At 30.9% G+C, this 15,003-nt stretch carries 17 protein-coding genes, 1 tRNA gene and 1 pseudogene; 4 read left to right on the forward strand and 15 right to left on the reverse strand.

What is annotated here, in order from left to right; translation table 11 throughout:
- The first annotated feature begins 422 nt into the window (after positions 1-422).
- Positions 423-1,274 carry a hypothetical protein gene (locus tag IGJ23_RS08425; protein ID WP_438774857.1) on the forward strand — a complete coding sequence of 284 codons (852 nt, stop codon included), beginning with the start codon at positions 423-425 and terminating at the stop codon, positions 1,272-1,274.
- Positions 1,275-2,047: 773 nt separating this feature from the next.
- Positions 2,048-2,320, forward strand: a complete 273-nt coding sequence (locus IGJ23_RS08430; RefSeq protein ID WP_010737819.1) for a hypothetical protein — start codon at positions 2,048-2,050, stop codon at positions 2,318-2,320.
- A 213-nt stretch (positions 2,321-2,533) separates the two neighbouring features.
- Here the strand turns inward: IGJ23_RS08430 and IGJ23_RS08435 are convergent, their stop codons facing one another.
- The 3 genes from IGJ23_RS08435 to IGJ23_RS08445 all read right to left on the reverse strand — a co-directional run bounded on the left by IGJ23_RS08435 (position 2,534) and on the right by IGJ23_RS08445 (position 5,872).
- Positions 2,534-2,947 carry a DUF4231 domain-containing protein gene (locus IGJ23_RS08435; protein ID WP_010718761.1) on the reverse strand — a complete coding sequence of 138 codons (414 nt, stop codon included), beginning with the start codon at positions 2,945-2,947 and terminating at the stop codon, positions 2,534-2,536.
- Between the two features lie 1,483 nt (positions 2,948-4,430).
- Positions 4,431-5,123 (reverse strand): hypothetical protein, encoded by a 693-nt coding sequence (locus tag IGJ23_RS08440; RefSeq protein WP_010718760.1) that lies wholly within the window; start codon positions 5,121-5,123, stop codon positions 4,431-4,433.
- Between the two features lie 416 nt (positions 5,124-5,539).
- Positions 5,540-5,872 carry a putative quinol monooxygenase gene (locus IGJ23_RS08445; RefSeq protein WP_317751243.1) on the reverse strand — a complete coding sequence of 111 codons (333 nt, stop codon included), beginning with the start codon at positions 5,870-5,872 and terminating at the stop codon, positions 5,540-5,542.
- Positions 5,873-5,963: 91 nt separating this feature from the next.
- On the opposite strand from IGJ23_RS08445, the pseudogene IGJ23_RS08450 reads away from it, so the two are divergent.
- A pseudogene (locus tag IGJ23_RS08450) lies at positions 5,964-6,160 on the forward strand (DUF5960 family protein); the annotation flags it as partial.
- Positions 6,161-6,713: 553 nt separating this feature from the next.
- Here the strand turns inward: IGJ23_RS08450 and bsh are convergent.
- Complete coding sequence (gene bsh / locus IGJ23_RS08455) at positions 6,714-7,688, reverse strand: choloylglycine hydrolase (protein WP_002287105.1); 975 nt, start codon at positions 7,686-7,688, stop codon at positions 6,714-6,716.
- Positions 7,689-7,850: 162 nt separating this feature from the next.
- Here bsh and IGJ23_RS08460 point away from each other — a divergent pair, with 162 nt between their 5' ends.
- Positions 7,851-8,108 (forward strand): hypothetical protein, encoded by a 258-nt coding sequence (locus IGJ23_RS08460; protein WP_002295273.1) that lies wholly within the window; start codon positions 7,851-7,853, stop codon positions 8,106-8,108.
- Positions 8,109-8,339: 231 nt separating this feature from the next.
- Here IGJ23_RS08460 and IGJ23_RS08465 read toward each other — a convergent pair whose 3' ends face one another.
- From IGJ23_RS08465 to IGJ23_RS08515, 11 genes are all read right to left on the reverse strand, one after another.
- Positions 8,340-8,771: a DUF4231 domain-containing protein gene (locus IGJ23_RS08465; RefSeq protein WP_002308843.1), complete on the reverse strand. Its 432-nt coding sequence runs from the start codon at positions 8,769-8,771 to the stop codon at positions 8,340-8,342.
- Between the two features lie 250 nt (positions 8,772-9,021).
- A complete protein-coding gene (locus tag IGJ23_RS08470; RefSeq protein ID WP_438774858.1) occupies positions 9,022-10,041 on the reverse strand; it encodes a peptidoglycan recognition protein family protein in 1,020 nt (339 codons plus the stop codon).
- A gap of 10 nt (positions 10,042-10,051) precedes the next feature.
- Positions 10,052-10,222 carry a phage holin gene (locus IGJ23_RS08475; protein ID WP_225429081.1) on the reverse strand — a complete coding sequence of 57 codons (171 nt, stop codon included), beginning with the start codon at positions 10,220-10,222 and terminating at the stop codon, positions 10,052-10,054.
- 23 nt (positions 10,223-10,245) lie between these two features.
- Positions 10,246-10,470, reverse strand: coding sequence for a hypothetical protein (locus IGJ23_RS08480; RefSeq protein ID WP_010737823.1), 225 nt, complete (start codon positions 10,468-10,470; stop codon positions 10,246-10,248).
- Positions 10,471-10,523: 53 nt separating this feature from the next.
- Positions 10,524-11,315: a glycerophosphodiester phosphodiesterase gene (locus IGJ23_RS08485; protein WP_174270247.1), complete on the reverse strand. Its 792-nt coding sequence runs from the start codon at positions 11,313-11,315 to the stop codon at positions 10,524-10,526.
- Between the two features lie 582 nt (positions 11,316-11,897).
- Entirely contained in the window at positions 11,898-12,095 is a 198-nt protein-coding gene (locus tag IGJ23_RS08490; RefSeq protein ID WP_010718754.1) for a cold-shock protein, read from the reverse strand.
- 344 nt (positions 12,096-12,439) lie between these two features.
- Positions 12,440-12,589: a hypothetical protein gene (locus IGJ23_RS08495; RefSeq protein WP_205222260.1), complete on the reverse strand. Its 150-nt coding sequence runs from the start codon at positions 12,587-12,589 to the stop codon at positions 12,440-12,442.
- Positions 12,590-13,164: 575 nt separating this feature from the next.
- Complete coding sequence (locus IGJ23_RS08500; RefSeq protein ID WP_010737825.1) at positions 13,165-13,428, reverse strand: hypothetical protein; 264 nt, start codon at positions 13,426-13,428, stop codon at positions 13,165-13,167.
- A gap of 33 nt (positions 13,429-13,461) precedes the next feature.
- Positions 13,462-13,535, reverse strand: a tRNA-Ile gene (locus IGJ23_RS08505).
- Positions 13,536-13,749: 214 nt separating this feature from the next.
- Entirely contained in the window at positions 13,750-14,730 is a 981-nt protein-coding gene (locus IGJ23_RS08510) for an N-acetylmuramoyl-L-alanine amidase (RefSeq protein WP_438718852.1), read from the reverse strand.
- Positions 14,714-15,001 carry a phage holin family protein gene (locus tag IGJ23_RS08515; protein WP_010720097.1) on the reverse strand — a complete coding sequence of 96 codons (288 nt, stop codon included), beginning with the start codon at positions 14,999-15,001 and terminating at the stop codon, positions 14,714-14,716. Before IGJ23_RS08515 ends, IGJ23_RS08510 begins: the two co-directional genes overlap by 17 nt.
- Positions 15,002-15,003: the final 2 nt, after the last annotated feature.

Below are 15,003 nucleotides of genomic sequence, written 5' to 3' on the forward strand. Positions count from 1 at the left end.
TTTGATAATTTATTTTTAACCAATTCACTCAACTCCTTATTCAATAAGCCTCTAATAAGTATAGCAAAAATTCATTTCATTGATATTAACCTTAAAAGATTCTTATTAACTTGTTTGATTGCTTTTTTAGCAGGTTCTAAGCGTTAAAAACAAGAATTATACTGTACTAACTTAATGACTGATCTTTTCCACTTTGTAACTATCGTAATCTGCTGTTGTGCAAATCATTTCCTTTATATATCTATTTTTATCAATGGGTGATTAAAAATTCACATTTTTTATTTTGTAATTTAATTTTTAGATAAAAAACAACTTTGTATATCTTTAGACAAGTATTACAGAATGATATATTTTTTTATTAGGAGGTTTATTCCTTTCATTCCTACATGGAAGGAAAATATTTTTATTTTTGGAGGAAAAAAATGGGAACTTTTTTAGTGTTAGTAGGTTTAATTGGTATTTGTTGGGGGTTAGTAGGACTAATTCGATCATTTTTCAAAAAAGGGAATAAAAAACGAAACTTTATTATTATAGGCACAGCATTTATTCTTATGATTTTCGGAGCGTCTATCTCTCCTACCAGTCATTCCGATAGTTCAAAAGCAAGCACACAATCTGAAAAAAAGATCGAAACAAAAAGAACATCAAGTAATTCTAGTGAAGAGCAGCTGAAACAAAAAGCTGAACGTAAAGAAAAAGAAAAACAAAAACTTGAAGCTGAGCGTAAGAAACAAGAAGAAGAAAGACAGAAACTTGAGGCTGAGCGCAAAAAACAAGAAGAAGAAAGACAGAAACTTGAGGCTGAGCGCAAAAAACAAGAAGAAGAAAAACAGAAAATTGAAGCTGAGCGTAAAGCACAAGAAGAACGTCAAAAACAAGCTGAAAATGAAGCAACAACAGCACTATCACAAGCTGAAGCTCATCCAACTAGAGAAAACTATAACTCAGCAGCTACTTTAATCCAGGCTATTCCAAACGGCAATCAACACTTGTCTGCTCGACTAGCTACAGTAGATGCAACGATCAAAGCCAATGAAGCAGCTGAAGCAGAACGACAACGGCAAGCTGCGGCCGCACAAGAACAAGCCAATCAAGTTGCAGCAGCACAAACACCGCAACAAAACAACGAACAAACGGTTTATATTGCTCCAGATCATGGTACAAAATATCATTTAAATCCGAACTGTTCGGGACTTAACAATGCAAATTCTGTCGTAGCTATCTCGCTGCAAGAGGCCCAAGCACGTGGATATACGTTGTGTAAGCGAGGTTAAGCTAAAATAATAAAATGAACTGTGACAGCAATGTCTAGCTCTGATAACTAAGCCGGAGAATCCGAAAATAGTCTCTACTATTTTGGACTCTCCGGCTTAGTTCAAGTGGATGGCGCTTTACCCCATCAATCAGAGGTTGTGAAAAGAGCGTTTTGACCTGAGCGTTAAGGATGAAAACCTCGAAACAGCTCTCCATGTTTTGAGATTTTTTGACTTATCGCCGAAGGTCAGCTCTTTGAACACCGTTTAGAGCAAGAGGTTGTGAAAACATCGGGGAGCTCTGATGACAATAAGAAAAAATTTTTTGAAATAGTTTCTCATATTTTGAAAAATTTAGGCTTATTTCAAGGAGTTGATGCTTGAACACCGTGAATCAGAGGTTGTGAAAAGAGCGTTTTGACCTGAGCGTTAAGGATGAAAACCTCGAAACAGCTCTCCATGTTTTGAGATTTTTTGACTTATCGCCGAAGGTCAGCTCTTTGAACACCGTTTATCCATTTTCAAAGCACAATGTAAGATTTGTCTCCCTAATTTATTTTTTATTGTGAACATTTCCGGTGTCCGGTCTCTCCTAACTTTACTTAAGCATGGTCATACAAAAAAACAGAAAATTTTTACAGCCATTCCTCTGATATTAATAGTCGGATATTAGCTTAAATACCATAAATTTTTTTGCGTTTCTCCTTTACAAAAAGAACGTTTGTTCGTATAATGCTATTAAAGAATATTTACGGATTGGCATCCTCGAAATCGCTCATAAGGGAGAGTCCACAATGATTAAGAAATATGGCACAGTAACAAAAATAAAAATACTACAAATTGGGGCTCGTCCCTTGATAAGATTTAGCTTGAATGATACGAACTGTTTAATCGCTGGTCATGGTTTAAACTTTCTTGCTGAAGTAGATGAAGGAATGAAATTAGTAATCAGTGGCTATTATAATCAAAGAAACCAATTGGTCGTCAAAGAATATCATGTGCTCGGTCCCACGAAAATACTGATTGATTTTAAAAAAATCAAGAAAGAATTTATTGGTAAAAAATAAAAATTAGTTTTGAAGTATATAACTCCCGTCTAAAAAAATCAGAACTTTTTTGTAAAAGAAAAAAGGTATCCATCTGTCTCAGCGAGTAGGTTTGGATACCTTTTTAAATCAGCAAAATTAGGTTCATTTTTTATTTATATATAAATGCTGTTCTAGGATTACTTGTTGTTCCTATCTCTTTGGTACCTTTCTATCTTTAAACGGATGATATGGTTAATTGCTTACTTGATTAAAGTCAGAAATGATATCATTCAACTCCGTTTGAAGTGTCGAAACAATCAAATGAAAATTTTCTTCATCCGTTTTATCATATGGGGATGTTTTTGTTACATAAAGTAGCTTCTCGTTTTCTATTTTCATTAGAACCTGTGTTGCGGTTTGTACTTTGTTTTGATAATTAAACGCAGACATCCCACTTTGAATAATCGTTATGATTGCGGAAGCAATCGAAACGACTAATAACAAAGACTTATGATCAGATGCCTCGTGAATTAAAATAGGAATAGCAGCAGATAATACGATTTTTATAATATTCCCTATGCCAATGATTCTATTATACGATTGAATATCTTTTTTTAATTTATTAATTGTAGAATCAATCGATTCAATAAACGCTTTTTGATCCATATCATTTCTCCATTCACTTTATTAAAATTTGGTCGTAAAACTATTATAATTGGATTTACCTATGTTTCAGCTACTTACAAATCAAAACAAACGGCTATTAAATAATAATCATTATTTTATCAAAATAATGATATATTTGTCAATGATAGTATTCGTGCACGGATAAAAGCTATTGAAAAGATCTGAACAAAGATTTAATCATTACAGACGACATAAAAATCACATTTGATGTATGCTCACAATCTCTGACCAACCGAGCAAAGTAAGCTTGATTGATTTAAAAAATTTAAACTGTGAATACTATTGCCCACAGAATTGACAAACGTGCCCATCTCTCCCCTAACTGTCCATAATGGTAGATATGTGTAAGCAGTGCCTAACCGAAAAGTTGGCATGAAGCATGAAGATATAAGTCATAAAGATATCTCTATTATTCAACTATATGATCAAGTGTCATATTAAAGTATTGAACGAACTTCGATAAGTCCAATGACTATATCAATAATCAACAACGAAAATTTTCTGGACAAAATATTTCTCTGCCAACAAACCAAAAAAGGATGGCTATAATTAGCCATCCTTTTTTATAAATACCTCAATGAGTATCATTTTTCATTTTAAAGGCAAATTGTTTTGGATAATTATTTTTAATAATTACCTAAAACTCCTTATCTTAAAGACGTTCGTTCAATTCTTTGGCAAGGTCTTCAAAGCCTGGTTTGCCTAGGAGTGCAAACATGTTTTTCTTGTATCATGTGTGCATTTATTACTTTTTTTCTCTTTTGTACCGTTAGAAAACGCCGAAATATCAGTATTTTATCTATCTCCTGCTTTTTCCATCTTTTCTGGTTTTTAATATCACTATCACCAAAACTATCACTAGTTTTTCTATTATTTTTACTTTTTTATATGCATATTGAAACCGGAGTTAGAACAATTAATATAAGAACGAAAAAAACTCAGCCAAGAATGATTGGTTGAGGTCTTTAGCTACTCAAAGTCAGATTTGAGTCTTTCGGTTTTAAATTTAGCAAAGGATTTAATGAAATCATTGATTTAATCTCTAAAGGCACAATTTCACATCTCATATTATTTTTCCTTATTTGTAAAATTTTTTCTAGGTATTCTCTACATATATACCTCCGATTTGTAAGTAACGTTAATGGTATAGAGATACCACTTAAGACAAATAACCGATCACAATCCACCAGAACTGGCATGCGAAATGGCGATTTAATTCTAGAAGTCTCTTTATTTGGTAAAATTTCAAATCTATTTAAATGTGGAAGACCTTTTTTAATATGTTTTAGTCTTTTTGAAGTACAAACAAAAAGACCTTTCCCCGTTTCCTGTCGTTCAGCAAAAATATAAATATGTACTTCCCCTCCATTTTGAGAGGAGATATTTTTGTAGAATAATCAAATAAAAATTATTTAGCAACAAAATACTATTTTGTTAAAGAAATTTAAACTAAAAAATGCATCTATTTTCCTGTATGTTCAGTCACGATTTCTTGTGATCTGTTTGCTGTGTCTTCTACATCACTTTTTGCCTTTTCAAGTTTTTCAATATAATTATTCAAATTACTGTTTTCTGATTGCTCTTTTTCTAGTTTTTGTTGAGTACTTTGCAATTGGTTTTTAATAGTATTTTTTTCATTTGACAATTGATTAATTTGTTGATTTAAACTATTAACAGTATTTTGAGCATCATTAAATTTATTTTGTTCTGTTTGTAAACGATTATTCCAATCAGTGTTTAATTGATTTATTTCAGCTATTTTTTGATTTATTTCATCAATTTTAGCATTGATTTCATTTTGTTTACCTTGCAATTCAGCATTTTTTCCTGATAATTGATTCTCTAAATTTGTTTTATCTATAGTTAATTGATTTTTCTCATTTTCCAAAGTCAACACTTTTTGTTTATATTCTTCAACGTTAGCCTTTACTTGCTCAAGTTCCTGATTATTTGAAGATAATCGTGAATTTAAACTACTAATATTTTGCTCTTTATTTTCAAGTGCTTTATCTAATGACTCCAAATTATGATTGATTTGTTTAATATTATCTTCTCCACCCCATAACAAAATGTCATCGGCAAAGTTTTTCCCTGCGATCCCTGCTAACACTAATCCACCTATAATTAATCCACTTACTACAATTTTCTTATTCATATCACCATTCTCCTTAACACAAACTGAACCAATTATAGTTAATGATTTCACAATCAGTCAATTTAAATATATATTTTTTTATTTTATTTTTATAAATCTTTTTCTTAATTCGGATAAAGTCAGATGTAACTGCATACAAACATTATTTTTAAAACATTGTATTAATTAATTTAAAATTAGATACAGTTATTAAATTCACATAAAAAAGTCTACTCTTTCGGATAGACCAAAACATCTAACACATTTATTTTACCAATTTAAGAGATTATATATTCTATATTTTTGAAATAAAAAAAACACCCGAAGGTGTATAAAAAAATGGTTTAGTTATAGATAAATTAACTTAAGAGTACTGTTACTACAAGTGTTCTTCTCACTCTAAAGAAAAAACTATCCTATCAAATAAAATAAGCACTTTATTTTCTTATAAAAGCGGAGTCTTTTGCGGAAATATTTTTTATATCTGTTACATATCTTTCAACTTTCATATGCAAATCATATTTTTCTCTAAGTTTAGTAATATGAGCCATCATCGGAGATTCATGATGTTTGTCTAGTGCATCTTGATCTGTCCAACTATCAATTAGAAGAATTGTGTCCTCATCATTCATTGAAAAAAAGTATTCATATTTAATATTGCCTTTTTCTGCACGGATATCTTCTACAACTCCAGTTAAAACCATCTCTTTTGCAAATTTTTTCGCATTTCCATTTGTACCACTATAATAAATGTTCACAGTAATAGCCATTTCTTTACCTCCTTGTATATTTATCTATCCTTATATACCCTGTAGGACTCGAACCTACGACAGGACGGTTATGAGCCGTCTGCTCTGACCATTAGCAATAGAAGATAGCTTATTAATTAATCTCTATTATTCCAATAAAAACTACTTTAAAATCCCTGCTGCGAAAACGAGCATGAAGAAAGATGTATATTTGATATCGTGACGAATGTGTCAGACGCACGGAGCGGTCATCGGCGTTATGACTATATAAAGTATACTTTCGTTGATCCAGAAAGGTATAAAGATTAAAGTAGGCTACCTAAAAAGGTAGCCCGGAACGGATTTTATCACCATACTTATAAAAAGAGATATTTTTAAGTTAGTATTAAGATTGTGTAATATGATGATATCTATATTTTATAGTATCAGTGCTATAAAACCAAAAATAAGTCACTAATTAACTACCACTCCAATTATAAGTCTTTTTCCCATTATTTTTTATAGTTATATGGTATGCTTTTTAATGGCTTCAAATATAAAAGAGTTTAAAGCGTAATACACTTAAGGGAAGTGGTTTGGGTGCGCTTTAAACTCTTCTTTATTATTATCTCACAGCATGCTTAAAAGGTCTATGGATTAAGTTATGTAAAAAAGTGCCTCTTTAAACGTCCTAAAATCCAAACAAGGATAGCATAATATACACTATCGTTGATCCAGAAAACAGGTAAATAAATTTTGCAAAAGCAATAAGTTAAAAACATTACAAAAAAGACAAGGATATCACATCAAGAAAAAATGTTTTGAAAATATCTTTGCCTTTTTGTATTATATCTATATTAAATAATCAATCACAACACATTAACTAATTTATATATTTAATTTGTTGTTTTTCTATAATTGGATAACTAATTAACTTATGACTATCTAAGTCTTCTTTATTCATATCAATTGCAGTAATTTGACTGTCTTCATATGTTCGATAATAATAGATTCCTTTGTCAACATTGCAACAAGAAGAATAAATTGTATATTCATATTTTCCATCACCAACATCACACAAACCTTTTTGTTGTTCTACTGAACCTAAGATATGGAAAAATTGACTAATACTTTCTGACTCTGAATCTCCAGATACAGAATTCAGCTTCGTAAAAGTCGCTTTAACAAAACGAGATACTGAGGATAAATCTCCAGGCAAGCCTATCCCTCCCATACCGCGGCTATAGGCATTCAAACTTATTTGATTTGAAAAATTATTTTTAGGAGTTTCACTCGATAAGACACGATAATTGTTTAAATTAAATAATTGATAGTCAAATGAAGGATTATTGGTAAGAACGCCCACAGGGTTATCATATATATGAAGTCCATCTTTCATACTTTCAATGACAATTGACTTTTCTTTATCAGCTAATAGCCAATGTAAAGGGGATAAAGGAAGTTCATCACTATAATTTATATTTGCTAAATTGATATTTTTTAACAATTTTTTAGCTTCTCCTACTGTTGAGCATTGTCCTAAAATCCAAGGAATAAATTCAAAAGGAGATACATTGTCTTTCCCTTCTTGTATTTCTTTATAATCAGCATACCCAGAAAAATTTAGCCCAGCCATACTCAATCCTTTTTCATTTGTCGCATCGTAATAAAGAGGGTAGTCAGCTATACCAGCGGCAATACCAATCATTGCATAATGAGTATCCAAATCATTTACCTTTCGAAAATTCAACTTATAATTTCTTGGAGTAACAGTGACTACTTCATTGTAAGATATTTCATAATCAAAATTCCTTCCAAAATAATGATCACTTGTTACATAAGTAATAGACGTACACATAGTTTATTCCTCCTAAATATTGTTCTGTACACGTTCATTTTACTCCAAAGTTTTCCTCATTTCAAAAGAAAATCACAGAATACACGAAGAAGCGTTTCTATTTGTATAAACTATATCAAAGTTCTATACTTAAATTATCAAATAAAAAGGACGTGAAGATAAATGTCAAATTTAGAAAACAAAGAAGAAAAAGTTGTAAACAAAATTGTTTCTGTTGTCAATAAACTGGATAAAGAGTTAGACGAACTTGATACATTATCTGAAAATCCAGAAAAAAAACATAACCTAAAAAAATGGTTAGTTGAACGAAAGGCTATTCATGAAATTAAAAAAGTTCTTCATGAAGCTGATAAATATGAAAAATATGATGAAAAAGAACTTGATAAAGAATTTAAAGAAATCAATGACTTATTACTATAATTGATTTATACGACTCATTTTTGAGTCGTCAGACTGCAAACAACACTCTAAATTTAGGAGTTTGTCTACAGTCTGAATAAATTTTAAATTTATTGTCCATAATGTTATTGTGAATTTATAGCATTAAGAAAAGAGATAAGACTTTACATTTTTTTAGGAATGTAAAGTCTTATCTCTTTTCTTAATTGTACAATTAGTATTATCTGCACTACTTTCTAATTAAATAAATTTTTAGTTATTAACTTGATTAAAATCAGAGATAATATCAATTAATTCAGTTTGAAGGGTTGTAACGATTAAATGGAAATTTTCTTCATCTGTTTTATTATATGGGGATGTTTTCGTTATATATAACAACTTTTCTTTTTCAATTTTCATTAATAACTCTGTCGAAGTCTGTACTTTATCTTGATAATTAAATGCAGACATCCCACTTTGTATAATTGTAATTATTGCTGAAGCAATTGAAACAATCAATAGTAAAGACCTGTGTTCGGAAGCCTGATCAATTAATATTGGGATACTAGCTGATAAGACTATTTTTATAATATTTCCGATACCAATTACTCTATTATAAAATCGAATTTCTTTTTTTAATCTATCGATTGTAGAATCAATAGATTCGATAAACGCTTTTTGATCCATCATTTTCTCTCCAATCATTTTATTAAAATCATTAACAAAAATATTATAATAGGATTTAAGTAAGTTCTAACTAATCACACATAAAAATAAAAAAACATTTGTGTTTTATCAAAGTTTTATTATACTTGTCAATTTGTGTACATCCTAAAATATAAGCTATTTGTTTACTTCTGTAGAATATATACTTTCTTGTTAGATAAGTTGCACATGTTTATAGAATCTAAATAATAAATTTTTATGTACCGCCCCTCAAAGAGGGGGGAACTTTTTATCGTTGTGGAATATTTAAATACCAACGCTTGTCATGAAAATCTTGTGCTCCACCCTTAGTATTTCCTTCTGGATCGTTTGTCGCACGCATCATTACGTAAACTTTTTTATTAGGGAAGTTACGCATATTGAAAGATACATGATAACCAACATTTCCAGAAGTACTATAAGCTTGATTTACATCTGGTCTATATATTCCATCAGCTTTTACTCGAGCTAATTCTTTCCCAGTATTGTAATCCATAATGAAGATATACTCGTATTTATAGTTAGCAATGTGCCATCCAGCTACATGCAAGTTTGCGTTTTCGATTTCTCCAAACTGATCAATGTGGGCGTAATTTGTTCCATCTGTCAGTGTAGGATTTGCTGCGCCTGCTCTAGTTGGATCAATGACTGGTTTATCCTCCGAAGTAGTTGGATTATCATCCGTAAAACCATGAGCTAAATCATATGCTAATTTTTCTTTACTTACGCCCATTTCAGAAAGATAACCGTAAGGATCTGTATGATCCCCCCAAATATTTTGTGTTACCCATAAATGCGATTTGATTCCTGGTTGGTTATAAGGCGTGTCCAATGTTAATGGAATACCATATTTCATTGCTGAATCTCTAGCCAATTCAACGTATGCTTTATAGTTTTTTTCAAAAGTTGCTTTATCATGTGTGTGCTGTAACTCAATCTGCACAGGACTGTTAGCATTAGCATACGAACCAGCACCGTACTGTACATAACCAGGTTGACCGACTTGATAAACAATTCCGCCGTCCCCCACAATGTAAGCAGTGTAAGCACTAATCCATGAACGTTGCATATACTGCGCTTCATTGCGTCCTGTTGCTGTTTCATTAGCCGTTTCATGCAGTAAAATGTACTTATTATTTGCTACTTGAGAGCTACCTTCGTTTGGGCCCAAATTAAATTCATTGTTAATCGTATAGGCAAACCCATTAATTGGCAATAAAAAAAGAGCCATTAATAGGCTCATCGCAGTAATAGTAATTTTCTTTTTCATTTTTTTCCTCCTATTTTTTTAAGTTATATGCAGACACACCAGTGATAACACCTAAAAACGTCGCTACTGCATTGATAGTCAGAACTGTCATATCAGTTTCATTCCATCCATATGCTTTGCCTAATGTGGCTACTAATGCAGATAAAGCTGGCAGTACTATAAGCACTGTCCATTTAATAATTTAATAATATTTATCAGGTAAAATCATTTCTTATCGCCTCCTTTCATTTCCTGAATATCATGTTCTGCTTCATTCATCCGTCCTTCTAATAGAAAAGTACGTTCAACAATATGGTTATGCTTTTCAACTTTTTTCTCCAATTGCTCAATTCGATAAATGGTCAGTTTGTTTGAAAAAACAATGCCTGCAAACGTACCAACTAAGGTTCCTGCAATACTTAAAGCAGAAATAATCGCATCAATACTCATAGTTCACCAACTTTCCAACAAAAAAAGCGCACTCTTTGGAGTGCACTTCTATACTAATTATTCTGTATTTTATTCGGATTGATTGTATCTGTCTCTACTATAGGTACCTCTAATGATTTTAACTTTTTAAACCTTTCAGCATCATTAACACCATAAATCTGGTACATAATTCCAGATTTATTTAATTTTTCAATTACTTGGTTTGTTGCTAAGTCATTTGATACTGATAGCAAAGCTTTATTGTATTGCTTAACTTGTTGTATATCATCATCAATGTTATTTTTTGAATCATATAACCATGAAACCGTACAATCAGGATGATTCTTTACTACCTTATCTCTAATTTTTTTATTTGTAAGGACAAAAAAAGAACGATCATATACATTGTATTTTTTTAATGTATTTACAATTGATCCAACAAATTTATCGTCATTCCAATCTCCCTTTGATCCATCCACATTAACAATTAATTTGTCTTTACTTATTTCTTTAATTACTTCGTCAAAAGTTGGTATATTAACTTTTTTATCTTTATATTTTGGATAATTTGAAGTATCTATCGACAATTCTTTAAGCTGTTTGATTGTAAACCTTTCTGGTTGTCCTTCTCCGTTTGTTGTCCTATCAAGAGTGTCATCGTGCATCAAGAAATTCACTCCATCTTTACTAGTTCTTACATCAACTTCTACTGCATTATAGCCAAGTGATTTTGCTTCTCTCATAGCTTCAACTGTATTCTCAGGAGCAATTATATGTGCACCTCTATGGGCTACTAGGTAAGTTTCTTTATGGTTCAATAAGCTACTGGATGAGTAAACACATCCAGTTAAAACAATGGAAAACATAATTAATATCTTTGATATTTTTCTCACTTTCGGAATCACCTCAAAAATAAGTATATCAAATTAAAAAGATACAAAAAAGACTAGGGCAATAATATTCGGAAAGAGAATAACATGATTACATTTTTTATTTTTCAATAACAAAAAAGCATTCAACCATTTAACAAGTTGAATGCTTTTACTATATGTACCCTGTAGGACAAAAAGATATCTTTGTATCCATTAATAACATTATAGTAATTTTCTCTCAAAAGAATAGACTTAGTTACCTCTTTGTCGGAAACAACCAGTCCTCTACTTATCAAAATATCAATCTGATTATCTAATGTTTTAAACGGTTTGCTAATCATATTACCACCTATACAAAAAACGCCATAACCGCATTCTGACGATCATGGCTTAATCTTCTAGAAAAATTATAACAACAAACTAATCCGCATGCAACAAAAAATTATTTTTATATTTTATTCTAGAATAAAACGTTAATTTTAAAGTTTATGTACCCTGTAGGACTCGAACTTACGATCGGACGGTTATGAGCCATTATATAAAAACCACCTCGATTGAGGTGGTTAAAGTTCAACATTATTTTACAATATTTACTGCTTGAGGGCCACGTTGTCCTTCTTCAATATCATAAGAAACAGCTTGACCTTCATCTAATGTTTTGAATCCATCGCCTTGGATAGCTGAGAAGTGTGCAAATACGTCATTTCCATCTTCACCAGTGATAAATCCAAAACCTTTATCTGAGTTAAACCATTTTACTGTACCGTTATTCATATATATTTCCTCCTAATACGTATATAATACGTGTTTTGTTGCAATTAATATTAATTAGTAAAAGGAGTTTTTATAGTGTGAATATATCGCTCAGATTACGTTTCAAATTAGATTACTTATTTACTATAACACGGAAGTAATGGTAACACAAAGATAATTGTTTGATACGTTTTTTATTACAAAAATTTAGACTAAGCATTTAAAATGATTAATTAAAGGACGAAAAAATTGAAATTGAAAATAAATGACTAACGCTACTAATATAATATTACATCGTTTACTTAAAACTTTAATAAATTTTACTTTTCTAAAATATTGTCAATTGCTTTTCCACAAATTAGTTCTTATTCTAAAACTGATTTTATTTGCAATGCACATTCTTTTGAAAATGGTTCAGCCTCTTTCCATGATCCTAATAGTGGATAATTATTGATTACACTTTTGACATATTGTTTGTTTTTTACTCCTCGTGTTTGTACTTCTACATAATACATAGTGATACCTTCTTTATTAGTTTTTTATGTAAAGACTACTCTTATGAGTAGTCTTATAGATAATAAATCGCAGTAAAACACAGGAGATCTTTGTGAAGTTGATCGTAGTTTACTACGAATTTTATTTTGTGCTACGTAGTTTAAACTGAATAATGCGAATACAACATGGAATATCTTGTAGCACATTATAATTATAATATATGAAATCAAGTTTTTTTATTTGTTTTTGTTATATCTAATATAAAAAATACCGCCTAATAAGAAAAACATTATATTTAATCAAAAACGTCAGAATAGAAATACAATCTATTTTTTATAAAATATATTAATCTAAAGAAACTAGAAAGAGCTACTCTTTCAAGTAGCTCTGAATAGATGTCACCATAAATGGAAACGGGGTTAAGATTGTGTAATATGATGACATTATCATTTTAACATAATTAAATTTATTGTTTTTTATTTTTTTATACTTATAAATTAAAATAAAGAAATAAAGTGCATATCAAATATGTTTGAAAAATAATTTAAATTATAGATTAACTTCCCTATATAACATGTCAAAAAAACATAAGATATTAACCTATTGCAAAAAATAATAATATAAAATATCCTACAGGGATAATATTTAACAACAATCCACATACTGAGATAACTTTTTCAATAAGACTACTATTTTTACTTAATGACCAAATAGAAAGTATAAATCCTATTACTCCCATTAATAAAACAGGAATGAGACTAGAAAATAGCATACCAAACCAGTTTGTAAAAATTTCTATACTTACTAATATTCCTATTAATAAACTGAGAATATTGATAAATTTAAGTCTTTTATCCATATAAGTTCCTCCTTAATGGTAACTAAATTTTTATGTACCCTGTAGAATTAAAACCTACAATCAGATAGTTATAAGCCATCTGATCTGACCAGTTAAGCTAAAAGTACAAGGTGTCATGCAAATCTGATAGGGGACATGAAAGAGATACAAAAGAACATTCTACCAGATTTACATAATCAGATGTCAAAAAAAGAGGGAGTTGTTATAGAGACTCATTAGCTTGTATATGAGAGATAATTTAATAGCCAAAATCTCTATAACAATAATATATTACTTCAAACTTACCTTCAATAATTTTTTTTTAAAATTAATACCACATTTTTATAATGTTAAATAAATATCCCTGATACGCACATCATTCACTGCACCTTCACCATTTGCTTGATTACAACGACGGAAAATGATATCGATTTTCGTTCCTTTTTTCACCCAACTTAGATCCACAGTAACGTCCATTCCTAAAGCATCGCCACCTTTGTATCCATAGGTTTTCTTCACATCAGGGCGTTTGATCCCTTGGGAAGCCACACGAGTGATTTCTTTATTTGTGCCATGCTTCATAATAAGAATATAAGCACATTTTCCAATTGGACCATCTGGTTTATCTGGCACTAGCCAACCAGCAATTCGAACTTTTCCTTTACTTACTTCATTGAATTTGTCTAGTTTCGCCCATGCGTTACCTTGATGAACAGCTTTACTTGCTGCTACTGCTTTGTCATGGTCGGATGGTGTTTGTGGTTTTGCAACTGGTTTAGATTGTGCAGTTACTGTCTTACAACTAGAACCAAAACCATTCGCTATATCTCGTGCAAACTGTTCTTTGCTGATTCCCATACTTGCTAAATAGCCGTATGGATCCGTGTGGTCACCACCATAATTTTGTGTTACCCATTGATGGCTTTTCACTCCTTTTATGCCTTTTCCACCTGCATCAAGTGTTTTAGGAATACCGAATTGATTACATAAGTCGCGAATCAATTCCACATACACACGGTAATTTTTTTCAAATAAAGCTTTATCTGTCGTATGTTGTAATTCGATTTGCGCTGGTGCATAACAATTGGCATCTAATGCGCCCCAAGAAACATAGCCTGGTTCTCCAATCAAATAAACGATACCATCGCCTACAACATGAGTCGTATAAGCATTACGCCAATTATTTTTCATATAACTTGCTTCATTCCGCCCAGTTGCACGAGGATTGGCTGTTTCATGAGCGATAATGTACCAATTTTGAGTTTTTCTTGAATCGCCTTCGTTTGCTGCTAACATAAATTCTTTGTTAATTGTGTAACTCATTTTCATCGTCTCCTTTATCTAATTCTTTGATTCCATAAGTCGTTTGTTTCCATAATTGATCGCCATACACTGTAATTCCTACAGCCACAATAGCTACAAAAAAGTGAAATACGTTATACCCACCAAATAATAGTGGTGTACAAATACAACTAATTATCGTAAGTGCTAAAGGAATTCCCCAGTCGGGAAACTTAGGAATTTCCTTTAACACTTTTCCTGCCACATATAACCCACACATAGCGAGTATCATTTCAGTTGAGAATGATTCCACGA

The sequence above is a fragment of the Enterococcus sp. DIV1682a genome (assembly GCF_051711005.1).
Classification (GTDB): Bacteria; Bacillota; Bacilli; order Lactobacillales; family Enterococcaceae; genus Enterococcus_B; species Enterococcus_B hirae.

Excerpts from the sequence above, each read along its gene's own strand:
- IGJ23_RS08425 (WP_438774857.1), top strand. The coding sequence starts at position 423 with ATGGGAACTTTTTTAGTGTTAGTAGGTTTAATTGGTATTTGTTGGGGG.
- IGJ23_RS08430 (WP_010737819.1), top strand. The coding sequence starts at position 2,048 with ATGATTAAGAAATATGGCACAGTAACAAAAATAAAAATACTACAAATT.
- IGJ23_RS08435 (WP_010718761.1), bottom strand. The coding sequence starts at position 2,947 with ATGGATCAAAAAGCGTTTATTGAATCGATTGATTCTACAATTAATAAA.
- IGJ23_RS08440 (WP_010718760.1), bottom strand. The coding sequence starts at position 5,123 with ATGAATAAGAAAATTGTAGTAAGTGGATTAATTATAGGTGGATTAGTG.
- IGJ23_RS08445 (WP_317751243.1), bottom strand. The coding sequence starts at position 5,872 with ATGGCTATTACTGTGAACATTTATTATAGTGGTACAAATGGAAATGCG.
- bsh (WP_002287105.1), bottom strand. The coding sequence starts at position 7,688 with ATGTGTACGTCTATTACTTATGTAACAAGTGATCATTATTTTGGAAGG.
- IGJ23_RS08460 (WP_002295273.1), top strand. The coding sequence starts at position 7,851 with ATGTCAAATTTAGAAAACAAAGAAGAAAAAGTTGTAAACAAAATTGTT.
- IGJ23_RS08465 (WP_002308843.1), bottom strand. The coding sequence starts at position 8,771 with ATGATTGGAGAGAAAATGATGGATCAAAAAGCGTTTATCGAATCTATT.
- IGJ23_RS08470 (WP_438774858.1), bottom strand. The coding sequence starts at position 10,041 with ATGAAAAAGAAAATTACTATTACTGCGATGAGCCTATTAATGGCTCTT.
- IGJ23_RS08480 (WP_010737823.1), bottom strand. The coding sequence starts at position 10,470 with ATGAGTATTGATGCGATTATTTCTGCTTTAAGTATTGCAGGAACCTTA.
- IGJ23_RS08485 (WP_174270247.1), bottom strand. The coding sequence starts at position 11,315 with ATGTTTTCCATTGTTTTAACTGGATGTGTTTACTCATCCAGTAGCTTA.
- IGJ23_RS08490 (WP_010718754.1), bottom strand. The coding sequence starts at position 12,095 with ATGAATAACGGTACAGTAAAATGGTTTAACTCAGATAAAGGTTTTGGA.
- IGJ23_RS08495 (WP_205222260.1), bottom strand. The coding sequence starts at position 12,589 with ATGTATTATGTAGAAGTACAAACACGAGGAGTAAAAAACAAACAATAT.
- IGJ23_RS08500 (WP_010737825.1), bottom strand. The coding sequence starts at position 13,428 with ATGGATAAAAGACTTAAATTTATCAATATTCTCAGTTTATTAATAGGA.
- IGJ23_RS08510 (WP_438718852.1), bottom strand. The coding sequence starts at position 14,730 with ATGAGTTACACAATTAACAAAGAATTTATGTTAGCAGCAAACGAAGGC.